At 65.2% G+C, this 21,679-nt stretch carries 22 protein-coding genes; 3 read left to right on the top strand and 19 right to left on the bottom strand.

Annotated elements, in window-relative coordinates:
- Positions 1-30 precede the first annotated feature (30 nt).
- Positions 31-2,031, top strand: a complete 2,001-nt coding sequence (locus AC1D75_RS07420; protein ID WP_495514634.1) for an acyl-CoA dehydrogenase family protein — start codon at positions 31-33, stop codon at positions 2,029-2,031.
- Positions 2,032-2,082: 51 nt separating this feature from the next.
- Here AC1D75_RS07420 and mce1N read toward each other — a convergent pair whose 3' ends face one another.
- The 10 genes from mce1N to AC1D75_RS07370 all read right to left on the bottom strand — a co-directional run bounded on the left by mce1N (position 2,083) and on the right by AC1D75_RS07370 (position 10,730).
- The gene (mce1N, locus tag AC1D75_RS07415; protein ID WP_495514633.1) at positions 2,083-2,610 is read right to left on the bottom strand and encodes a transport-regulating membrane protein Mce1N; all 528 of its coding nucleotides are present in this window, start codon (positions 2,608-2,610) and stop codon (positions 2,083-2,085) included.
- Complete coding sequence (locus AC1D75_RS07410; RefSeq protein ID WP_495514632.1) at positions 2,607-3,005, bottom strand: hypothetical protein; 399 nt, start codon at positions 3,003-3,005, stop codon at positions 2,607-2,609. Before AC1D75_RS07410 ends, mce1N begins: the two co-directional genes overlap by 4 nt.
- Complete coding sequence (locus AC1D75_RS07405; RefSeq protein WP_495514631.1) at positions 3,002-3,844, bottom strand: DUF308 domain-containing protein; 843 nt, start codon at positions 3,842-3,844, stop codon at positions 3,002-3,004. Before AC1D75_RS07405 ends, AC1D75_RS07410 begins: the two co-directional genes overlap by 4 nt.
- Positions 3,845-3,868: 24 nt before the next feature.
- Positions 3,869-4,423 (bottom strand): hypothetical protein, encoded by a 555-nt coding sequence (locus AC1D75_RS07400; RefSeq protein WP_495514630.1) that lies wholly within the window; start codon positions 4,421-4,423, stop codon positions 3,869-3,871.
- A 73-nt stretch (positions 4,424-4,496) separates the two neighbouring features.
- Positions 4,497-5,513, bottom strand: coding sequence for a porphobilinogen synthase (gene hemB, locus AC1D75_RS07395; RefSeq protein WP_495514629.1), 1,017 nt, complete (start codon positions 5,511-5,513; stop codon positions 4,497-4,499).
- Positions 5,514-5,523: 10 nt separating this feature from the next.
- Complete coding sequence (locus tag AC1D75_RS07390) at positions 5,524-7,215, bottom strand: bifunctional uroporphyrinogen-III C-methyltransferase/uroporphyrinogen-III synthase (RefSeq protein ID WP_495514628.1); 1,692 nt, start codon at positions 7,213-7,215, stop codon at positions 5,524-5,526.
- A gap of 45 nt (positions 7,216-7,260) precedes the next feature.
- Complete coding sequence (gene hemC / locus AC1D75_RS07385) at positions 7,261-8,199, bottom strand: hydroxymethylbilane synthase (protein ID WP_495514627.1); 939 nt, start codon at positions 8,197-8,199, stop codon at positions 7,261-7,263.
- 3 nt (positions 8,200-8,202) lie between these two features.
- On the bottom strand, positions 8,203-9,549 hold the full coding sequence (locus AC1D75_RS07380) for a glutamyl-tRNA reductase (protein ID WP_495514626.1): 1,347 nt from the start codon (positions 9,547-9,549) through the stop codon (positions 8,203-8,205).
- Complete coding sequence (locus AC1D75_RS07375) at positions 9,546-10,298, bottom strand: redox-sensing transcriptional repressor Rex (protein WP_495514625.1); 753 nt, start codon at positions 10,296-10,298, stop codon at positions 9,546-9,548. The genes AC1D75_RS07380 and AC1D75_RS07375 overlap by 4 nt, the downstream gene beginning before the upstream one ends.
- 174 nt (positions 10,299-10,472) lie before the next feature.
- The gene (locus AC1D75_RS07370; protein WP_482135768.1) at positions 10,473-10,730 is read right to left on the bottom strand and encodes a glutaredoxin family protein; all 258 of its coding nucleotides are present in this window, start codon (positions 10,728-10,730) and stop codon (positions 10,473-10,475) included.
- A gap of 58 nt (positions 10,731-10,788) precedes the next feature.
- On the opposite strand from AC1D75_RS07370, the gene AC1D75_RS07365 reads away from it, so the two are divergent.
- On the top strand, positions 10,789-11,970 hold the full coding sequence (locus AC1D75_RS07365; protein ID WP_495516004.1) for an HAD family hydrolase: 1,182 nt from the start codon (positions 10,789-10,791) through the stop codon (positions 11,968-11,970).
- A gap of 88 nt (positions 11,971-12,058) precedes the next feature.
- On the opposite strand, the gene AC1D75_RS07360 is transcribed toward AC1D75_RS07365, so the two are convergent.
- The 9 genes from AC1D75_RS07360 to AC1D75_RS07320 all read right to left on the bottom strand — a co-directional run bounded on the left by AC1D75_RS07360 (position 12,059) and on the right by AC1D75_RS07320 (position 20,772).
- Entirely contained in the window at positions 12,059-13,210 is a 1,152-nt protein-coding gene (locus AC1D75_RS07360) for a lysophospholipid acyltransferase family protein (RefSeq protein ID WP_495514624.1), read from the bottom strand.
- 138 nt (positions 13,211-13,348) lie between these two features.
- Complete coding sequence (locus tag AC1D75_RS07355; RefSeq protein WP_495514623.1) at positions 13,349-14,410, bottom strand: NAD-dependent epimerase/dehydratase family protein; 1,062 nt, start codon at positions 14,408-14,410, stop codon at positions 13,349-13,351.
- A 167-nt stretch (positions 14,411-14,577) separates the two neighbouring features.
- Positions 14,578-14,679, bottom strand: coding sequence for a 30S ribosomal protein bS22 (locus AC1D75_RS07350; RefSeq protein ID WP_003402602.1), 102 nt, complete (start codon positions 14,677-14,679; stop codon positions 14,578-14,580).
- Between the two features lie 259 nt (positions 14,680-14,938).
- The gene (locus AC1D75_RS07345; RefSeq protein WP_482135772.1) at positions 14,939-15,157 is read right to left on the bottom strand and encodes a helix-turn-helix domain-containing protein; all 219 of its coding nucleotides are present in this window, start codon (positions 15,155-15,157) and stop codon (positions 14,939-14,941) included.
- A 248-nt stretch (positions 15,158-15,405) separates the two neighbouring features.
- A complete protein-coding gene (proC, locus tag AC1D75_RS07340; protein WP_495514622.1) occupies positions 15,406-16,242 on the bottom strand; it encodes a pyrroline-5-carboxylate reductase in 837 nt (278 codons plus the stop codon).
- Between the two features lie 57 nt (positions 16,243-16,299).
- Positions 16,300-17,178, bottom strand: coding sequence for a thioesterase family protein (locus tag AC1D75_RS07335; RefSeq protein ID WP_495516003.1), 879 nt, complete (start codon positions 17,176-17,178; stop codon positions 16,300-16,302).
- A gap of 25 nt (positions 17,179-17,203) precedes the next feature.
- Complete coding sequence (locus tag AC1D75_RS07330; protein ID WP_495516002.1) at positions 17,204-18,073, bottom strand: sugar phosphate isomerase/epimerase family protein; 870 nt, start codon at positions 18,071-18,073, stop codon at positions 17,204-17,206.
- 216 nt (positions 18,074-18,289) lie between these two features.
- Positions 18,290-19,798 (bottom strand): Rv0497 family membrane protein, encoded by a 1,509-nt coding sequence (locus AC1D75_RS07325; RefSeq protein WP_495514621.1) that lies wholly within the window; start codon positions 19,796-19,798, stop codon positions 18,290-18,292.
- A gap of 17 nt (positions 19,799-19,815) precedes the next feature.
- Complete coding sequence (locus tag AC1D75_RS07320) at positions 19,816-20,772, bottom strand: Ppx/GppA family phosphatase (RefSeq protein WP_495514620.1); 957 nt, start codon at positions 20,770-20,772, stop codon at positions 19,816-19,818.
- Positions 20,773-20,785: 13 nt separating this feature from the next.
- On the opposite strand from AC1D75_RS07320, the gene AC1D75_RS07315 reads away from it, so the two are divergent.
- Entirely contained in the window at positions 20,786-21,661 is an 876-nt protein-coding gene (locus AC1D75_RS07315; RefSeq protein ID WP_495514619.1) for a DUF3109 family protein, read from the top strand.
- Positions 21,662-21,679: the final 18 nt, after the last annotated feature.

The raw sequence follows: 21,679 nt of genomic DNA, 5'->3' as shown, positions 1-21,679 counted from the left end.
GCGTCGCCTCCGCTGGGTAGGCTCGAATTCATGACTGCCATCGAAGCCAGCTCTGACGACGTCCCGGCCGATCTTCCGGGTACCGAAACCCCAGACGCAGACGATGCGTTGCTCGTCGACAATCTCCGGATCGCACTCGACGGCCGGTGGCGAAGTACACGGGAACACGTTCGGGAACAACTGAACCGGGCCGACCTGCTCCCCGATCCGTCTCGGTCGCTGGAGCAGGCCCGCGCCCGGATGCTCGAAGTCATGGGTGAACTGACCGAGTTCGGCTTCGCCCGTGCCGGATTCCAGGAAGAGCACGGAGGAACCGGCGACATCGGTGCATCGATCACCGCCATCGAACTGCTCGGCTACGCCGACCTGTCACTCATGGTGAAGGCCGGCGTCCAGTGGGGTCTGTTCGGTGGCGCCATCGAGAACCTCGGCACCGAGCGCCATCACCAGAAGTACGTGGAGGGCCTGATCAACCTCGACGTACTCGGCTGCTTTGCCATGACCGAGACCGGACACGGTTCCAACGTGCAGGCGCTGCAGACCACGGCTACTTACGATCCGGCCGGCGATGAGTTCATCATCCATTCGCCGACCCATCTCGCGCGCAAGGACTACATCGGCGGCGCCGCGCAGCACGCCAGGGTTGCGGCGGTGTTCGCGCAGTTGATCACCGGTGGCCCCGGCGAAGAACCCACCAGTCGCGGTGTGCACTGTCTGGTCGTTCCGATCCGTGACGCCGACGGCAACGATCTGCCCGGCGTCACCACGAGCGACTGCGGCTACAAAGGTGGACTCACCGGAGTGGACAACGGGCGCATCACCTTCGACCATGTCCGCGTCCCACGCGACAACCTCCTCAACCGTTACGCCGACGTCACGGCGGACGGCACCTACACGTCCCCGATCGAGAATCAGAACCGCCGCTTCTTCACGATGCTCGGCACGCTCATCCGCGGACGGGTCAGTGTCGCCGCCACCGCGGGCGCCGCCAGCCGCAAAGCACTCACCATCGCCACCCGATACGGCTTGGCGCGCAAGCAGTTCGAGTCGCCGGATTCGACCGACGAGATCACCGTCATGGACTACCTGGGTCATCAGCGCAAGCTGCTGCCGCTGATCGCGAAGTCGTACGCGCTCGCGTTCGCCCAGAACGAGATCATCGAAGAGCTCCACGAAGTCCAGTCGGCGGAGAGCGCGGACGAGGACCGGCAACGCGAATTGGAAACCGCCGCAGCCGGTTTGAAGGCGATGACCACGTGGCATGCCTCCAACACCATCAACGTCTGCCGTGAGGCCTGCGGCGGGGCGGGCTACCTCGACGAGAACCAGCTGTCGATCCTGCGTGGCGACATCGACGTGTTCACCACGTTCGAGGGTGACAACACCGTCCTGACCCAGCTGGTGGCCAAGGAACTGCTCTCGGCCTACTCCGACGACGTGCGCGGCCTGAACGCGGTGGGCTGGGCCCGGTTCATCGCCGGGATGGCCCGCGACGTCTTCCTCGAGAAGTCCGCCGCACGCCAGGTGGTGCAGACACTCATGGACGGCAGCGACGAAGATCCCGAACAATCCGACCTCACCAACCGCGGCACTCAGATCCGGCTGCTGCGCAACCGTGAGGATCATCTGCTGCGGACCTGCGCCAACCGGTTGCGCCGCGCCACCGACGAGGACAACGACCCCTTCGAGGTGTTCAACGGCGCACAGGACCACCTGCTCAAAGTCGGCACCGCACACATCGAACGGGTGGTGCTCGAAGCGTTCATCGAGGCGATCGACCGATGTGACAGCAAAGCCGGTACCGAACTGCTCGGCAAGGTCTGCGACCTGTTCGTCTATTCGACGCTGGAAGCCGACCTCGACTGGTTCCTGATGCACCGGCACGTGTCCGTCGAACGCGCCAAGGCCATCCGGCGGGGCGTCAACGAACTGTGCCTGAGCCTGCGGCCCCACGCCCGCACCCTGGTGGACGGATTCGCCGTACCCGAGGAACTCCTGCGGACCGCCATGATCGACGATCAGACCGCCTGACCATCGGCGAAATCGGCACGCCCGATGGCGGGACGCGGTGGTCGCGTCCCGTCAGTCGGGTGCGTCGTCGCGCGGGCGCTTGGGGCCCAGCCCCATCTGCACGGCCTGATGTGCCTGCACCAGCTCGGACCGGAAACGGTCCACGTCCCGGGCCCAGGCCTGAACCAAACGGCCGCTGTTGAGTTTCACGCCAACACCGCCACGGCGCCGAGGCACCGCGGACAGCTCACCGAGCGCGGGTGCGCTCTCCCACTTCGCGTGCTCGTGGCCGTGATTTTCGGGGAAGATCTCTTCGATCTCGTCGAGGCGGATGGTCTGCGCACCCTGACGCAACGATGCCTCGGTCAGCCGGACACTGACATGGGCGCGCGCGGCATAGACCTGCAGCAGAGAGAACCCGCCGATGAGCACCGCGAAGGCCAGCAATGCCGGCCAATGCAGCTGACCGCCGCCGACGATCTCCATGATGAACACGATCAGACAGAGCACCGGGCCGATGGCAACCACCCACCAGGCACCGCCCGGCTCATAGAAAAGGGTCTCGCCCTCCGCTGGATCCAACTCGCGATCGCCGCTCATTTCGCGTCTTCGAACCAGGGCTCCGACGAGGGGCGAAACGCCATCATCGACCCGATGAGCGCGATGACGCTGAACAGCAGGGGCAGGGCGGCCGCACCCTTGATCAAGAACGAGGCCATGATCCCGAGGGCAACGAGCATCAGGGTGAACACGGCAAGCGCCGAACGCCACCGCTGATCGCCGGGGAATGCCTTACGCGCCGCGAAGATCAACGCGGCTCCGATGGCCGTGAAGAAAACCCCGAGTGCGACGAACCCGCCGATACCCTCGATCAGACTCGCGACGATGAGCGCGATTCCATACAGACCCATCAGCGCGCCACTGATCGTCCACAGCCAGTAGGCGCGCGTGACCAGGGTCGGTGGTGCGGCCGGTTCGACGGGCTTGCTGCTCACGTTCGGTCTCCTGGGTCAGGTCTGTTGTCTTCTGGACTGTAGTCATCAGGACCGGCGGGCGGTCGATATCCCGCGGGTGGATATCCGGGTTCGCCACCGTATCGGGGTTGCTCACCAGGCGACTGTTGCTGCCCGTACTGCTGGGGCTGTCCGTACTGCTGCGGCTGTCCGCCGGAAGGCTGTCCGTACTGCTGGGACTGTCCGCCGTAAGGCTGTCCGTAATAGGGCTGCTGCGGAGACGGGGTGTTGGAGTGCTGTGTGTCGTAGTGCTGTGGGTTGTAGTACGACGGCGGCTGTTGCTTCTTTTGTTTGCGCCACCGCGTCATGTTCTTGCAATACGTGTCCGAATCGCGATGCATGAGCAGCACACCCGCACCGAGCGCGGCCACACCGCCGATCACATTCGGGACCATCACCCAGGTGTCGGAACTGTCCGCGAAGAACGCCGACACCGTTTGTACGACGAGAAAGAAACTGAAGAATCCCAGGACCAGACGCGCCCAGTTGTACCCGATCCGGGCCAGCCAGGTCAGCCCGGCAAAAACCGCCGCCAGAACCAGACCGGTGACTGCGATGACCGCCCAGATCACCCCGTCGGGCAGTTGTGCGTCCGGATTGTCCTTGGCGACGTCGTCGGCGGTGTCGAAGAACTGCCGATACTGCGACCCGAAGATGACGCACTGGGCCACGATCACCAGGATCCACAGCTCGGTGGCGATCGCCGTGGCATTCGGGATGGTCGGTTTGGTGGATGTGGGCTCCGACCCGGCGCCGGGACTCTGGCCGGCCGGGTACCCACTGTGTGGGTTCTGGCCATGGGGCGTGGGGGGCACGGACATGCGTCCCAGCGTAGTTGGCGCCGCTCAGGCAGGCCTTCCCGAGTCACCGACGGCGCTGGTGATCTGGCGTCGGCCGTCGGCCATCCAGTACCGGTAGGCATCGAGGTTCACACCGAGGATCGCGGTACTGACGTCCACCGGCACCCCCTCGCCGGCCAGCAACCGCACCAGCGGGAACCAACCCGCTTCGTCGGGAGGCGGTTCGGGAAAGAGCTCGGCTGCCCGTTTTCGGACCGGACCGTCAAAAGCGCGCCGCAGTTGGTCGCTCGGCGGAGGCTCCTGACGATTCCGTTTCGGCACTGGACGTGAGGTGTCGACCAGTGGGAGCACCTGCCCCGAAGCGTTGCGGGTGTGGCCCGAGGGGCACTGAACCACGGAGTCCTTGTCCATCCATTGCCGGAAATCCATGGGATCGAAGCCGAGTACGGCGGCCGATGCCTCGACCGGGATACCTTCACATCGAAGCTGACTCACGAAGTTGTACAGGTCATCTCGACTGTGAAATGGGCCGGCCGCCCCTCGCCTGCGTTCGATGGATCTGGCAAACGCCACTTCGAGACGACTCGGTTGATCCGACACAGCTGTTCCCCCAGCACCCCGGTCGCGCCATCAGGCCCCACCCCGATGAACAATCACTTATTGCTTGCGATTGTCAATGTAGCGCAGATGCAACCTCATGTGCCCAATAAGTGAGGACGATGTCAGCTCCGGCCCGCCGGATGGCAAGGAGGGACTCGGCGATGGCCGCATCCCGATCAATCCATCCGCGCTCGGCAGCAGCTGTGATCATCGAGTATTCACCGGAGATCTGGTACGCGGCGACCGGAACATCGGATTCGTCGGCGATTCGCCGGAGCACGTCGAGGTAGAGCATCGCCGGCTTCACCATCACGATGTCGGCGCCTTCCGCCAGATCCAGGTGCAGTTCGCGGGTCGCCTCCCGCAGGTTGGCCGGATTCTGCTGATACGACTTGCGATCACCCTCCAGCGACGAGTCGACCGCCTCGCGGAACGGGCCGTAGAACGCCGACGAGTACTTCGCGGTGTACGCCAGAATCCCGGTGTCGATGAAGCCGGCATCGTCGAGCGCGGTGCGGATCGCGGCCACCTGACCGTCCATCATTCCGCTGGGACCGACCATGTGCGCACCGGAACGCGCCTGCACGACGGCCATCTCCGTGTAGCGGGTGAGCGTGGCGTCGTTGTCCACCGCACCGTCCGGACGTAGGACACCGCAGTGGCCGTGATCGGTGAACTCGTCGAGACAGGTGTCGGCCATGATCACGGTCGAATCACCGAGATCACTCCGCAGCTGCCGCAGCGCGACGTTGAGGATGCCGTCGGGGTCGGTGCCTGCGGTACCGACGGCGTCCTTGTCCTGCGACTTCGGAACTCCGAACAGCATCAGACCGCCCACACCCGCCTCGACAGCCGCCTCGGCGGCCCGCCGCAGCGACTCGACGGTGTGCTGAGCAACCCCGGGCATCGAACTGATCGGACGGGGCTCATCGAGCCCGTCGGCCACGAACATCGGCAACACCAGATGGCGCGCCTCGAGCGATGTCTCGGCAACAAGCCGGCGAATGGCCGGGGTGTTGCGTAGCCGACGGGGTCTATCGGTAAGGGCAGGCCGATCGGTAAGGGCAGCTCGATCGAAAGGTGCGGTCATGAGACCAAGCCTACGAGCGCGAGCGACGGGCCTTCTTACGCGGAGGAGGCAGTGCACCCTCGGCCCGCAGACGGGCAGCATGCTCGGCGAGCGCGTCGACGAGTTCCTGCACCGACGCGTTCTCCGGACGCACGTCCACTCGCAGACCGAACTCGGTCGCGGTTTCGGCGGTCTTCGGACCGATGCAGGCGACGATCGTGCGCGCATGCGGTTTCCCGGCGATACCGACGAGGTTGCGGACCGTCGAAGACGAGGTGAAGCAGACCGCGTCGAAACCACCGGTCTTGATCATCTCGCGGGTCTCGGCCGGCGGCGGCGCGGCCCGAACGGTGCGGTACGCGGTCACATCGTCGATCTCCCACCCGCGGCCACGCAGGCCCTCGGACAGGGTTTCGGTGGCGATGTCGGCGCGCGGCAACAGGATCCGGTTCACCGGATCGAAGACGTCGTCGTAGGGCGGGAAGTCCTCGAGCAACCCCAGCGACGACTGCTCGCCGGTGGGCAGCAGTTCCGGGTTGATACCGAAGCTACGCACCTTCTCGGCGGTGGCCTCGCCCACGCAGGCGATCTTCACGCCGCTGAAAGCCCTTGCGTCCAAACCGAATTCGGCAAACTTGTCCCAGACCGCGCGAACCGCGTTGGTGGAGGTGAAGACCACCCACTGGTAACGGCCGTCGACCAGACCCTTGACCGCACGCTCCATCTGAGCCGGGCTCCGGGGTGGTTCGACCGCGATCGTCGGGACCTCCATCGGGATGGCACCGTGTGTCACGAGCCGATCCGACATGTCGCCTGCCTGATCCTTGGTGCGCGGCACCAGCACGGTCCACCCGTACAGCGACCGCGACTCCCACCAGTTCAGCTTGGCGCGCGCGGCGACGACCTTGCCGATGGTGACGATCAGCGGCCCGGTCAGGGCGCTGCCGCTCTCGTTGAGGGTCGCCAGCGTGGCCTCGATCGTGCGCTGCTGGCAGGTGGTGCCGTTGACGGTGATCGCAGCCGGCGTCTGGGGGGCCAGACCGTTCTCGGTCAGCGCACTGGCGGTCTCGGCGAGATGTCCCGACGTCGCGTGCAGCACCAGCGGTCCGGGAGCAGCGGCCAGGGCCGCCCAATCGACCTCTCCGCGCACATCGGCCACAGCATGAGCCGAACCCAGCGGCATACCCGCATAGCTCGGTACAGCGGCCGTGGCGGGCAATCCCGGGATGACCTCGAACTGCACCTGCGTGCGGGCCACGGCATTGACCTCGGCCAGGACCGAATCGGTGGTCAGCGGGTCACCAGCGACCAGGCGGACCACATCGTGGCCCTCCCGCGCGGTGGCCACCAACGTCTTGGCGACCTCATTGGGGTCGCCAAGGGCCGGCCGCACGTTGCTGACCTGGTTGTTGTCGTCGTCAGCGGCGTCGGCATCAGGCTGTTGCGCACCCTGCTGATCCGCACCCTCGGCCGCGGCGCTAATGTCTTGCTTGCTCGGTTTTGTGGCACCCGAACGCGACGATTCCGTCTTCGACGAGGTCGGCTCACCGGATCCGGCACCGATCTGCGCGACGACCGCGGACGGCACGTCGGGGTCGATGAACACCGTGACGGCGTTCTCGATCGCGGTGCGGGCGCGGACGGTCAGCAACCCGGGATCGCCGGGTCCTGCCCCGACGAAGAGGATTCGTCCAGGCGTGATGACCTTTTTGGTTCGGCTCATGTTGCTCTCCTGCCCCACTCGGGGCTGTAGCTCGGCCCGCCGGTCCTAGAGGAGCGTTTTCGCTCCCAGTTCCAGCAGTTCTGCGGCAAGTTCTCGGCCTAGTTCGGTCGCTCTCGAGACCGGGCCCACCACCGAGGCCCGAACGGAATCAGATCCGTCCTCGGCCACCACCGTCGCGCGGAGCGACAGCTCGGTGAAGATGCGCCCGCTTTCGTCGATCGACTCGACCACTTCGGCCATCGCACCGACCGGCGCGGTGCACCCGGCCTCGAGGGCCGCGAGTACCGCACGCTCGGCGTCAATCGCCGCACGGGTGGACGGATCATCCAACTCGGCGAGAATGCTCACCAGTTGGGCATCGTCTTCACGGCACTCCACGGCCAAAGCTCCCTGTGCAGGCGCCGGTAGCACCTGGACCGGATCCAACGCTTCGGTGACCTCATCAGCCCGTCCGATACGTACCAGTCCGGCCCTGGCCACCACCACCGCGTCGAGTTCACCGCTGGCGACTTTGCCCAACCGAGAATCTAGATTGCCTCGAAGGGGGCGGATTTCCAAACCGAGACCCAATGCCCTAAGCTGCGCGGCCCGTCGCGGGGCCGAGGTGCCGACGGTGGCACCGGGCAGCAGCTCGCCCAGCACCTTGCCACCCGCTGCGACCAGCGCATCTCGGGGATCTTCGCGGGTCGGGGTTGCCGCGATGACCAGGCCCGGCTCGGGCGCGGTCGGGAGATCTTTGTAGGAGTGGATCGCGACGTCGACGTCGCCCGCGGTCAACGATTGGCGGATGGCGGTGACGAAGACACCGACGCCGATCTGCTGCACCGGATCGGACGACTGGTCGCCCGCGGTCTTGATGATGACAAGCTCGGCCGGATGCCCGGCAGCGATCAGGGCATCACGAATGGTGCCGGCCTGAGTGGTGGCCAGCAAGGAACCCCGGGTGCCGATCCGGATCGGAGTGCGGCGTGACGAAGAGCTCAATTTCTAGTGACCCTTTCGGGGTGCGTCGGCCTCACCGAGACCGACTTCAGGAGTTGAAACCGATTCTGCTGCACCAGGTTTGAGCTCGAAAAGCTCACGCAGCGCCTCGGCGTATTGATCACCCTGCGGAGTACTCGCAAGTTGCTTGACGCGCACCGTCGGCGCGTGCAGGAGTTTGTCGACAACCCGGCGAACAGTCTTCGCGACCTCGTCACGCTGCGGGTCGTCGAGGCCCGGCAGGCGGCTTTCCAGCCGCAGGATCTCACCCTCGACAACCTCGGCCGCACGCTGCCGCAGCGCGGTCACGGTGGGCGTCACCTCGGCCTGACGCTGGTGGGTCATGTAGTCGGCGAGCTCCGCCAGGACGATCTCGCGGGCAGCCGATTCATCGGCGTCGGCGGCCTTGGTGGCCTCGTCGCCGCGCAGGCCCTCGATGTCGATGATCTGCACGTTCGGCAGCCGCGCGGCCGCCGGATCGACGTTTCTGGGGAGACCAAGATCACAGACCACCAGCGGGCTCTCAATGGTCCGCCGGGCCAGCGCGGAGTGCACCTGCCCGACTCCCACCACGGCACCGATCGTGCCCGTACAGGTCACCAGGACGTCGGCATCGGCCAGCGCTTCGGTCAGTTGGTCCATGGGGACCGCCCGAGCGTTGATGCCGTGATTCTTGGCCACGTTGCCTGCCAGATGCTGAGCCTTCTCATGGGTCCGGTTGACCAACGCGAGATCGGCCACACCGGCACGGGCCAGATGCGCGGCGGCCAGACCGCCCATCGCACCGGCGCCGAGCACCACAGCCGAGGAGATCTCGCGGCCAAGCACCGCCCGGGCCCGATCCAGGGACACCGACACCACGGAGGCGCCTGCCCGATCGAGTCCGGTCTCGCTGTGAACCCGCTTGCCCACCCGTAGCGCCTGCTGGGCGAACTCGTGGAGCACCCGGCCCGCGGAACGGTTGGCGTCGGCGCTGGCATACGAAGATCGGATCTGACCGAGGATCTGCTGTTCGCCGACCACCATCGAGTCGAGGCCCGCCGCCACCGAGAACAGGTGTTCGACGACCGCCTCCGAGTAGCGGACGTAGGCGTACTTGGTCATCTCGTTCACCGACATGCCCGAGTGCCGTCCCATCACCTCACCCACGGCTTCGAGAGCCGGGTGGAAGGCATCGACGACGGCGTAGATCTCGACCCGGTTGCAGGTCGAGACGATCATGGCCTCGCTGATCTGCGAACTCTCGAGGAGTTCGTCGATGAGTTTCGGCCGGTCGTATTCGGTGACCGCGAGTTGCTCCAGGATCGAGACCGGAGCACTGCGATGCGATACGCCGAACAGGAAGATACTCACACGCCCACCGACCTCTTGTTGGATCGCGCCCGGGGTGTCGCCGCCCGGCCGCGCGGCAACGAATTAGGTTGCTCCACTTCGTTTTCCGCACTGTGCCTGCGTGCCGCATTGAAAGCCATCACCTGTAGCTCGAGCGCAAGGTCGACCGGACGCACGAACACGTGCTCGGGAACCTGCGGGGTGACGGCGGTGAAGTTCAGGATCTGTTGCACCCCGGCCGCCACGAAGGCGTCGCAGGTGACCTGCGCGTCGTCGTCCGCGGTGGCGAGCACCGCGATCTCGACGCCGTGTTCGGCACAGATCGCAGCGACCTCGCCCAGGTCGCCGACCAGCATCTCGCTGTCGTTGCCCGCGACGATGGTTCCGACGAGATCGGGATCGGCATCGACCAGCGCGACGATCTTGATTCCGCGGCGGTCGAATCCGGCCCGACTGACCAGGGCCCTACCGAGATGTCCGGCGCCTGCGAGCACGACGTTGTGGTTGTGCTCGACGCCGAGGGTCAGCGCGATACGCGCGATCAGGCGGCTGACGTCGTAGCCCACACCGCGCACGCCTCCGGATCCCACATGCGACAGGTCCTTACGGAGGATCGCGGGGTTCACGCCTGCCGCGGTGGCGAGCTGGTTCGACGAGACGACCAGAGCGCCGCTCTCGCTGATCGAACGCAATACGTGCAGGTACGTGGCAAGCCGGGCCACCGAGGCACCCGGGATGTCCGGCTGCCCCAACGTGGGACTTTTCGCCATGCCGACCGTCTTCCTCATCTGGGCTGCATCGTCCGGGGAATCACGGACGCAAGTCCAACCCCGAACACTTCGGTTACACGGACGTAACCACTCGACGGTCCACGGTACCGCTTGTGAATCGATTCACAAACTCGGCTCCTGCTGAAAACTCGAAAATCTGGCCAGGAGTCTGGACTAGTGTCCAGCGCTCAGTCGCAAATCTGCTTCCAACCTGGGGATATCAACATCCCAATAGCTATGCTCACGACCGTCTAGCAGGACCACTGGCAATCGATCACCGTATTCGGCGCGCAGGGATGGATCGGTTTCCGCGGCCGCATCGACATCGATCTCCTCGAACTCGACTCCGAACTCGTCGAGAATCGGTTGCAGATCGGCAACAGCACGGGCGCAGGCGGCACAACCCGCCCGGGAGAGCAGCGTGATCGTCACACGAACAGTCTTGCACTGCGTACCGACTACGCTTGAAGCGGACCGATCAGGGGAGGCGATAGGAGTGACACAAACTCCAGGCGACGGGTACACCGGCGGCGATGATTCTGAGATCGACCCCCGCATCGAAGACAACGTCGACGAGGCGACCGCAGCGGGACCGGCGGCCGAACATGCCCACGGCAGGACCCATGACGACGCCCGCGACGCCGAACACGACGATGACGCGGTCGACGACGACGACGATGACGTCCCCGGGAAACCGGCCACCCCATCGGGTCCACTGTCACCGCTGACGAGCCGGGTCGGACGCTTTCGTCAGTCCGCTGCCGAATTGCGCCAGTCACTGGCAGGCGAGGCCAGCGCGCAGGCCGCGTATTCGAAGCTCCGGGAACGTTCACTGCACGTCCCAGCCGAGGGCACCGTCGCCACCATCGAGGTGGACGAGCCGGGCGTACCGACCGAGGTGCCGCCGGACCTGACCGCCGCCGCGTTCTTCGACGTCGACAACACCCTGGTGCAGGGCGCCTCGATGATCCATTTCGCGCGGGGGCTCGCCGCCCGCGACTACTTCAGCTACCGCGACATCATGGAGTTCGTCTGGGCCCAGGCGAAGTTCCGCATCACCGGTCGCGAGAACTCCGAGGACGTCGCCCAGGGCCGGGAAAAGGCCCTCTCGTTCATCGCCGGACGTCAGACCGAAGAGCTGGTACGTCTCGGCGAAGAGATCTTCGACGAGTTCATCGCCGACAAGATCTGGCCGGGTACGGCGTCCCTGGCGCAGATGCACATGGATGCCGGCCAGCAGGTGTGGTTGGTCACGGCGACACCGGTGGAACTCGCTCAGACCATCGCCGACCGGCTCGGACTCACCGGAGCACTGGGCACCGTGGCCGAAAGTGTCGACGGGGTCTTCACCGGCCGCCTGGTCGGCGACATCCTGCACGGACTCGGCAAGGCCCATGCCGTACGAACCCTGGCGATCCGCGAAGGGCTCAACCTCAAGCGCTGCACGGCGTACTCGGATTCACACAACGACGTGCCGATGCTCTCGCTCGTCGGCACCGCCGTGGCCATCAACCCCGATGCCGACCTTCGGGACGTCGCCCGGGTCCGCGGCTGGGAGATCAGGGACTACCGCACGGCCCGCAAGGCCGCGAAGATCGGCCTGCCGACCGCGGTATTCCTCGGTGCGGCAGGCGGTGGCGCCGCCGCGGCTGTCAAACACCTTCGCCGCTGACCCCGGCACCTCCCGATGATGTGGCCTTTTGGCGAACAAAACCCCAGGTGGGATACGCCAAAAGGGCACACTATCGGGCTGGGCGGACTCAACCGAAGTAGATGCTCCCGCGACGGCTGAGCATTTTGAACAGGGTCTGCTGGATCTCTTCCCGCACGTGGTCGGTGAGGTCGAACACGACCATCGGATCGTCGGCGGCCTGCTCGTCGAAGTGACCGGTCTCGATCGGCGTTCCGAAATGGATCTTCCACTTCGACGGCAACGGCACCAGCCCCAACGGACCGAGCAGCGGGAACGTCGGCGTCACCGGGAGGTACGGCAGACCCAGCAGCCGGGCGATCGGCTTGAGGTCGCCCAGCATCGGATAGATCTCTTCGGAGCCCACAATCGACACCGGGATGATCGGGACACCCGCCCGGAGCGCGGTGGTGACGAATCCGCCGCGTCCGAAGCGCTGCAGCTTGTAGCGATCTTTGTAGAGCTTGCCGATGCCCTTGAATCCCTCGGGCCAGACCGCGGTCAGTTCACCGCCACGCAGCAACCGCTGCGCATCCGCGGTGCAGGCCAGGGTCGATCCGGTACGCCGGGCGATCTCGCTGATGAACGGGGTGTCGAAGACGAGATCGGCCGCGAGCACCCGCAGATGCCTCTTGGCCGGATGATGGTCGTGCACCGCAACCGAGGTCATCAGCGCGTCGATGGGGATGGTTCCGGCATGGTTGGCGACCAGTAGTCCCCCACCGTCGAGCGGGAGGTTCTCGATGCCGCTGACCTCGACGCGGAACCACTTGTCGAACAACACCCGCAACGCGGGCAGCCACACCGATTCGGTGAAGTGCGGATCGAATCCGAAGTCGTCGATCTCGTAGTCGCCGGTGACCCGCTGTCGAACGTAACCGGCGGCACCGGTGATCGATTCGGCCAGCGCCCCACGCATACCGTCGAGACTGAGCAGCGACGACGGCTCGGGTTCGGCGAACTCCCCTGCCGCCAGCTTCGCCCCGACGTCGGCGCTGATCGGGGTGACCGGCGCCTGATGAAAGTCGTCGGTGTTTGGATGGCCGTTCGTGGGGTGCGTCTTGTTGCCCGGATTCTGTTGCGCCGGATTGACTTTGACCCCACCCGTGGTCGCCTGCGAAGGATGTCGCCGACGCGCACGACCGTTCGGCCCCGGTGAGCTCGAATAGAGCTGGATCACCTTTGCCGTCCGCGCATCAGTCGTTCGGTCCCGACCCGGCACCAGCACGCACCTTCCTCAAGCTCAACGCTTGCCACCCCTGGATGTCGCATTCACGCCACAACATCTTCATTGTCCCTGCCCCGGCGGGTTAAGCGCCACCCGACAACGTCGTTCTCCGATAACAAACCACCCGCTAGTTCATGTCAACTGCAACGCGGCCCTCCGCGCCCATCGCTCCACGCGATACCAGGCATCCGGCGAGATCACCGGCTCCAATGGTTTGCGCGACAGAAAATCATCAAACGTCTCGATGCTCGTATACGTGGGCACGAATCCGAGTTCGGTTCGCATCCGCGTGGTGTCGAGGACCCGGCCGAAGGTCACGTAATCGACCTGATCGAGCTGCATCGACGTCACCCGCATCCCCCGGTAGACGCCGGCCACCGTTCCGAGCATCGTCGAAGGGACCGGCAACCCGATCCGGCCTGCCCGGCGCACCGCCTGGGTCAGGGTCATCACCCCGTCGGCGGCGATGTTGTAGATCCCGGGACGCCCGGACAGCGTGGCGTGCTCGAGAGCCGACAGCGCGTCCTCCTCGTGCAGGAACTGCAGTCGGGGCTCATGACCGATCACAACCGGGATCACCGCCGACGAGAAGTACTTGCTCATCCGGGTCGAGATCTTCGGACCGAGCATCGCCGACAGCCTCAGGATGGTGACGGTCATGTCCGGACGGCGTCGCCCGAGCCCGCGGGCATACCCCTCGACGTCGATGAGGTCGCGGGCGTACCCCTTGGTGGGCTCGACGCGGGCCGCGGTCTCTTCAGAGAAGTGCGCCGGGTCCGCAGAACTCGACCCGTAGATGATCCCGGCAGACCGGACGATGAACCGCTTGACGGTCGGGCTGCGCTGGGCGGCCGCGCACAACTGCATCGTGCCGATGACGTTGAATTCTTTGATCGCCGGCGAATGGCCGACTGTGTCCATCACCGATGTCGCGGCGTGCACGATCGTGTCGACACCGGCCTGGTCGATGATCTTGGCGATGCTGGTCCGGCGAATATCGGTCCGGATGAACTCGGCCCGGCCGAATCGTCGCTGCATATCTTTCGACGGGACCAGCGAATCGACCGCGATCACCCGGTCGATCGCCGGATTCTGGGCCAGCCGGGTGGTGAGATAGCCGCCGAGAAATGTCGACGCTCCCGTCACCAAAACCACGGAAGGTGCCGACTCCACCCCGTCCTCGCCCTCGGCCATGCGCCCAGCGTACGGAAGTTGTTTCAGGTTTTGCCAGAGTGCACCGGGTTAACATCTCGATAATCGCAACCATCGAGTTCAGATCGTCACGGTCACGACCCGGCGAACCCCGGAAACGACAAAACCCGCCGACAATGCGGCGGGTTCTGTCTATAGAGCGAAAAAACTCACTTACCGAGTTTCCTGCGCTGCACTCGCGTGCGACGCAGCAACTTGCGGTGCTTCTTCTTCGACATGCGCTTGCGGCGCTTCTTGATCACTGAACCCATCTGGGAACTTCCTCACGATCTGACCTGATGGTCCTACAGGTTTTGGCCGTCCACACAGGCTGGCTCACTTACTACGCGCGCCAGAACACCGGCGAACGGGTCGCCTGCAAACCTTACCGCCAGAGCGACCAGTGGCGAAATCCACTCCGGATCACAGATCCGGCGACCAGGGGTCGATGCCGACATGAGGGCAGGTCAGCACTTTACGGACCGTAGATGTTGCTCCACGGCCCGTAAGGGCGATTGCTGCAGCCGGGGCTTAACCGGCGTCGAAGTACGACGTCTCGAGATAGTCGTGAACCGCCTTGGCATGCACGCGGAACGAGCGACCTACACGAACTGCAGGCAACTCGCCGTTGTGCACCAGGCGGTACACCGTCATCTTGGAGACCCGCATCAATGTTGCGACCTCGGCGACGGTGAGGAACTGGGTTCCACCACCGGCGGCGTTGTCACCTGACTTATTTGCAGATGCCATGAAAATTTCATACCTCCGGTGCACGCGTCGCGGCCGCAGGCTTCCCCTCCTGCGGACTCCAGACACGCACGTGCTTCACGAAGCTTAGCGTGGCGGGTGGGGTCAATGCGACGTGAGTGGGCAATTGTTCCTAATTGACGGCCCGATTGTCGACATTTTCCGGCAAAACGCCGATGGCGGCCACACCCGGATGCGATTGCATCGGGTATGGCCGCCATCGGCGTCCGGACTTTTACGCGACCGCCGCCTCAGTCGACTTCGATCGCCGAGAGCACCGCTTTGCCGATCGACTCACTCTTGGCTGCGCTGGCGAGCACCGCCTCCGAGACCGCGTGCCGGACCCCGTACCGCTCGAACTCGCGCACCGCGGCCGCCGTCGTCCCGGCCGGGGAGGTGACCGCGGCCCGCAGATCCACCGGAGAGAGACCGGAGTCCGTCAGAAGCACACCGGCGCCGCGGATGGTCTGGGCGGCGAGCTCGGTCGCCATCGCCCGGGTCAACCCCAGACTGACACCGGCATCGGCCATCGCCTCGGCCATGAGGAACATGTACGCAGGCCCCGATCCGGACAGCGCGGTGATGGCATCCATCTGCTTTTCCGGGACGACGACAACCTTGCCGACGGTCTCGAGCAGCGTCACCACGGTCGCGACATGCTCGTCGGTGGCGTACCGACCACCGGACACCCCACACATCGCCTCGCCGACCAGCATCGGCGTGTTGGGCATGACCCGGACAACCGGCGCGCCTGCGGGCAGTGCGTTCTCGTACTTCGCGGTGGGCAGCCCGCTGACCAGGGTCACGGTCAGCCGCTCCTGCTCACCCATGTCCTCGATCTCGGCCATCACCGACAGCACCGAGTCGACGTCACCCGGCTTGATGGCCAGGACGACTATCGCGGCACCTTCCACCGCGTCGGCGATGTCGGTGACGCGGACTCCGTAGTCGGCGGTCAGTTCTTTGGCCCGGGCCGCGAACTTCTCGGCCACGACGAGGTCTTTGACGGGCTTGCCGGTCCGGATCAGCCCGGCCAACAGGGCCTCGCCGATGTTGCCGCCGCCGACGATTGCGATTCGCTGGGTCATGAAGTCACTTTCTCACGCTGAGATTGATGTAGGTGTGCGCCGGTTGTGGGGCGGGGATCAGTTGGCATCAGGGATCATCGCGAGCTGGCGGGACTGCACAACGACGCTGCCCGTCGAATCGATGACCACATGGTCCTCTTCGAACCAGCCGTGCCCGACCTCGGTGCTCGACGACTCGATCCGCAGCCAGCCCGGTGCCGGATTGCGCCGAAGGTAGGTGGTCAGCTGCAAGGTCGGAGCCCATCCGAACAGGTGCAGGTTCATCACGACCGGAGCACTGAGATCTCCGGCGAGCACCGCGAAGAGCCCGTCGGGCGCGGTGGTTTTCGGGCGGGCCCACATCCGGAAGACGGGGTCGGCCTTCTCGCCGCGGACGAAGGCGACGGACTTCTCATCGATGGCGATGTCGAGGACCGCCCCCAGATGCATGATGTCGCCCATCGGGCTGTCCTGCACGTAGATCACGTCGTCGTCGGGTTCGACAGGCATGTCCCGCAGCGTCGAGGGGGCCGAATAGTGGCCATCGGTGTCGGGAGTGCCGATCGTGACCGTCGAATGAACCAGGTTGCGGCCATTTTGATGTATCTCGACGTCGACAAGCGACACCCGCCGCCCGCGCTTGCGCACCCAGACCGCAAGAGTGATCTCCGCGGGATCCGGTGCCCCGAGGAAATTCGTGGCGATCGCCACCGGCGCCAGCCCCGACGCTGCGGCTTCGTCTCCGGCAGATTGTCGAGCTCCGCCTCCGGCTTCGTCTCCGGGCGCGGTTGCGATGAATCCGGCCAGCGCCGCGTTGGCGGTGAGCATCTGCAAGGTGCCGCCGTGGACCTTGGGTCCGATGGTGAAGACGGGGTCGATCTGCGCGGTGTACTCGATCCGGTCCGATCCCGGGTCTCCGACCTGCTGCAGGGTGTTGACGATGTCAAGGTTGGGCACAGACAACTGAAAAATACTCCTGTGGTTACGCCCGCTCGAGGTTTCTTCTTGCGAAATCCAGTGAGCGGGAAAGGATCTCGCGACGCTCCGCTTTGGTGTTCACCGCACTGCTGCTGACTTCCAATATGACCGAACCGGAGAAGTCGCCAGCGGCCAGTCGACTACACACTTCCACACAGGGTTGCGAACCTTCACCGGGGACCAGATGTTCGTCAACTGCGGCGCCCGAGCCATCGGCCAGATGGAGGTGGCGCAGGCCCGAACCCATCCGTTCGAGCATTTCGATCGCGTCGACGCCCGCCGTCGACGAATGGGACAGATCCAGTGTGTAGTGCGCAAAGCCATCGTCGGTCGGATCGATCGAGGTGGCAAAGGCCGACACCGAGGTGCCCGGTCCCCCACCGCGACGCAACATCCGATCCGCCGCCTCCTCGTACTTGCCGAAAAACCGGTCGGTCCGGATCGGGAACATGTTCTCCACCGCGATGGCGACATCGGAGTCGTCCTCGAGGATCTGCACCAGGTCACGAAATCCGTTCGCATACTTCCGCTGCCACCGGAACGGCGGATGGACCACCACGGTCTTGGCTCCGAGATCCTCGGCAGCAGCCACCGAACGGGCCAGTTTCGCCGCGGGGTCCCGGCCCCAGACCCGCTGCGAGATCAGCAAACACGGCGCATGTACGGACAGGACCGGCAGTTGATAGTGCTCCGACAGCCGCGCCACCCGGGTGATGTCCTGGCTCGCGGCATCGGCCCAGACCATCAGTTCGATACCGTCATAGCCCAGGTCGGCGGCGTACTGGAATGCCGCTTCGGTGTTCTGCGGATACACCGAAGCGGTCGACAGGCCCACCGCGATGTCGCCGCGTGGGAGTTCAGGATGCGGACTCACCCTGGGCAGCCCCTCCAAGATATCGCCGGGTGAGGGCTCTCGATTCGGACTCACGTTCGGCCGACCCATCGAGATGTCGCGGGGTGAGGCTTCACGACTCGGACTCACGTTCGGCCGACCCATCGAGATGTCGCGGGGTGAGGCTTCACGACTCGGACTCACGTTCGGCAGGCCGGCGGAGATGTTCTCGGGCGGGAGTTGCGCCGGCACCTGGTTTCAGTCCCCGGCAATCAGCAACAGGACAAGTGGACCGATCGTCACCAGCAATCCCACACCCATCGCCAGCAGGGTGCTGATCAGATCGTTGCTACGACGGACGACGTGAACGAGCGTCACCAATCCGAAAATCACCGCCACGGAGAGGATCAGCGCGAACAGGACGTTCCAGCGCCACAACTCGGTGAAACCCCAGAACAGGGCCACGCCGACGGCAAGTCCGGCCAACACCTGACCGATGAGCACCACCCACTGGACAGTCGGGGACTGCTCCTCCGCCGCAACCGATGTCGGGGTGGCCGACTCGCGTTCCGAATCCTTCGACTCGGAGCCATGTTTGATGAGCGAGGTCTTGACGACGTCGTCCCGGTCGGAACCGGCGTCCACCGCAGCAGCTTTGTCAGCGCCTGTTGCCTCGGTGCCGCGAACCCGTCCGATCTCTGACGTCGGCGATTCATCGGCGACCTCGACCGACTTTGCCGTGGCGATGTCATCGTCCGCAGTGACATCGGAGGCGGCGGTGTCGGCATCTGTGTCGAACCGGAGGTAACGATCATCTGCGGCCTGCTCCCGCGGCTTCGACACCTCTTCCGGTGCCGGTGCGGGTTCACGTTCCGTCGCCGGCGCCTCGGGCACTGGCCCAGTCGCCCCGGACTTGTCATCCGTCTTCGGAATGAACTGCGTCACAGTCCGATCCGAGTGGTCGTCGACATCGTCACCGACAACCGGCGTCGTCGCGGTCTCGGCTTTACGGCCGAAGCCGAACAGGCCCCGCTTCTTCTTCTTGCCACCCGCCGTCGCAGCGCCGGGCCCTTCACCGGTCTCGACGTCTTCGAAATTCCGGTACCGCTCGAACTCTCGCTCCCGCTCGGCGGCGCTCAGGACGCGATGATCATCGTCACTGTCGTCCACTTGCGAGTACGCCTGCATCGACGGGATGACGCCGGTCGTTTCCTCATCGGCGTCGCCTGAAGTCGATCGGGTGGCCGCCGAATCCTGTTCGGCCGCAACCTGGACCGATGTGACGGCGGAAGCATCAGTGAATCCGGACCCCGGCGCGCCTTCGGTCCCCGAATCGGCAGTCGCCGGCTTTGCGCCCAGCGGCGCAGGCCGATCAGGCGCACCCGGTGTCGGCTTGACGCCGGACTCCGCTGCGGCCGCTGCCCGCTTCGAGACCTCCGTTGTGCTGAAGTCCCGGGTCGGCGGCAGCGTCGAAGGCTGTGTGCCGTTCTCCGATTGTCGTGCCTGCTCTGCCTTCGGCGGCGTCGACGACGAATCAGCCTTCGGCCGGGACACCTCAGCAGCCTTCGGCTGGGCGGTCACCCGGGGAATCTCTCCGGTCAACTCCGCAACCGACACCGAATCCTTGCCGCCACGGCGACGACGCCCGGTAGCGGCAGGCGAACTCCCGACGGCCGAGGCCACATCATCGGCGCCCTGCTCTTTGGCACGTGCCAAGAGCTCGGCAACCGAGATGGGACGCGATTCGGGATCCATTCCTCTGGCCATGAGTTACTTCACCATCCTTAGCGTTGGCCCGCCGGCAATTCGGCATCACTGGACTCGAGGTCCAGCCTGCGCAAGATCACGCCTTCACGGAGGGCCCATGGGCATATCTCCAGGGTATCGATCGACAGAGCCCGCATGGTGGACTCGGCCACGAGTGCGCCCGCCACCAGCTGTCCAGCACGGTCCACACTCACTCCCTCCAGCTCGGCCCGGTCCGATGCGGTCATCCGGGAGATGAACGCGATCAACTGTCGTAGACCATCGCTCGTAAGTGTCCTCTTGACGCGAGGTCCAGCGCTGGAAGGCGCTGCTCCGGTGAGTCGCGCCAGCGAACGGAAGGTCTTGGAGGTGCCGACGGCCATGTCCGGTCGTCCGGCCGCGATGAGTTGTTTGGACGCAACGGCCAGTTCTGCATCGAGCCAATCCCGCAGCACAGCAACCCGGCGACGACCCGGCGGATCCTCAGATAGCCACTCGCGGGTGAGCCGCCCGGCGCCCAGCGGCAACGACAGCGCAACGTCCGGCTCCTCGTCCACGCCGTTGGAGAGCTCCAGAGAGCCACCACCGATGTCGACGGCCAGGATCCGTCCGGCACCCCAGCCATGCCAGCGACGGACCGCCAGCGACGTCAGACGGGCCTCGTCGACGCCGGAGAGCACCGTCAGACGGACACCGGTCTGCGCCTGGACCCGATCGAGTACCTCGTCCGAGTTGGTGGCGTCCCGGACCGCGGACGTGGCAAAGGCCATCACCTGCTCGCAGCCCGAGGTGTAGGCGATCTTGGTGAACTCGTCGACCGCGTCGACGAGGGTGTCGGCGCCGCGCCGGGTCAGCCTGCCATCACCGTCGATCTGCTCCGCAAGCCGCAATGTCGACTTGGTCGAACTCATCGGGGTCGGGTGACCGCCCCGATGCGCATCGACCACCAAGAGGTGGACTGTGTTGCTCCCGACATCTAGCACTCCTAAACGCACGCTCTACAACCTAATGCGTCTACCGTTGGCGTTTGTGCACGCAGCCTCGAAAATCGCGCCGAAACCCGAAGTTCCTCTCGACTTCCCACGTGAGTGGTACGAGTTCGTCGACCCCTCGAACCCCGAACACCTCATCAATGCAGACCTGACGTGGCTGTTGTCGCACTGGACCTGCGTCTTCGGGACCCCCGCCTGCCAGGGCATCATCGAGGGCCGCGAGAGCGACGGGTGCTGCAGTCATGGCGCCTATCTCTCTGACGACGACGACCGCGAGATTCTGGCCAAGGGCATGGCGCAGCTGACCCCCGCCGACTGGCAGTTCTACGAAAAGGGTTCTGGCAAAAACCCTTTGGGCAAACGCGGCTATCTCGAGGAGGACGATCTCGACGGCGAGCCCGCCCTCAAGACCCGCAAGTACAAGGGTGCCTGCATCTTCCTCAACCGCCCCGGTTTTGCCGGCGGCCAGGGTTGCGCACTGCATTCCATGGCTCTGCGCAAGGGCATCGAACCGCTCGAGGTCAAGCCGGAGGTGTGCTGGCAACTGCCGGTCCGGCGGGAACAGCAGTGGGTCGAGCGTCCCGACGGCGAAGAAGTGCTCAAGACCACGATCACCGAGTTCGACCGGCGCGGCTGGGGATCAGGTGGTGCCGATCTCCAGTGGTACTGCTCGGGGTCACCCGATGCGCACATCGGCGAAAAGCAGGTCTGGCAGTCGTATCGGCCGGAGCTGATCGCACTGATCGGCGAGCCGGCATACGAGGAACTGGCCAAGATCTGTTCCCGGCGCAGCGCGCTGGGGCTCATCGCCATACATCCCGCCACCGCAGCCGCCACCAAGCGTCAAGAGGGCGACATCAAGTACGCCCAGCATCCCGAAGAACACTCCTGAGCGACCGGAATTGTGCGG

It is taken from the genome of Williamsia sp. Y712, from assembly GCF_059445525.1.
Note: the sequence above shows the minus strand (reverse complement) of the source record. Positions and strands in the feature narration are given on the sequence as shown.

Excerpts from the sequence above, each read along its gene's own strand:
- mce1N (WP_495514633.1), bottom strand. The coding sequence starts at position 2,610 with ATGAGCGGCGATCGCGAGTTGGATCCAGCGGAGGGCGAGACCCTTTTC.
- AC1D75_RS07355 (WP_495514623.1), bottom strand. The coding sequence starts at position 14,410 with ATGGCCGAGGGCGAGGACGGGGTGGAGTCGGCACCTTCCGTGGTTTTG.
- AC1D75_RS07350 (WP_003402602.1), bottom strand. The coding sequence starts at position 14,679 with ATGGGTTCAGTGATCAAGAAGCGCCGCAAGCGCATGTCGAAGAAGAAG.
- AC1D75_RS07315 (WP_495514619.1), top strand. The coding sequence starts at position 20,786 with ATGCGTCTACCGTTGGCGTTTGTGCACGCAGCCTCGAAAATCGCGCCG.
- AC1D75_RS07375 (WP_495514625.1), bottom strand. The coding sequence starts at position 10,298 with ATGGCGAAAAGTCCCACGTTGGGGCAGCCGGACATCCCGGGTGCCTCG.
- AC1D75_RS07420 (WP_495514634.1), top strand. The coding sequence starts at position 31 with ATGACTGCCATCGAAGCCAGCTCTGACGACGTCCCGGCCGATCTTCCG.
- AC1D75_RS07405 (WP_495514631.1), bottom strand. The coding sequence starts at position 3,844 with ATGTCCGTGCCCCCCACGCCCCATGGCCAGAACCCACACAGTGGGTAC.
- AC1D75_RS07390 (WP_495514628.1), bottom strand. The coding sequence starts at position 7,215 with ATGAGCCGAACCAAAAAGGTCATCACGCCTGGACGAATCCTCTTCGTC.
- proC (WP_495514622.1), bottom strand. The coding sequence starts at position 16,242 with ATGACCCAGCGAATCGCAATCGTCGGCGGCGGCAACATCGGCGAGGCC.
- AC1D75_RS07345 (WP_482135772.1), bottom strand. The coding sequence starts at position 15,157 with ATGGCATCTGCAAATAAGTCAGGTGACAACGCCGCCGGTGGTGGAACC.
- AC1D75_RS07325 (WP_495514621.1), bottom strand. The coding sequence starts at position 19,798 with ATGGCCAGAGGAATGGATCCCGAATCGCGTCCCATCTCGGTTGCCGAG.
- hemB (WP_495514629.1), bottom strand. The coding sequence starts at position 5,513 with ATGACCGCACCTTTCGATCGAGCTGCCCTTACCGATCGGCCTGCCCTT.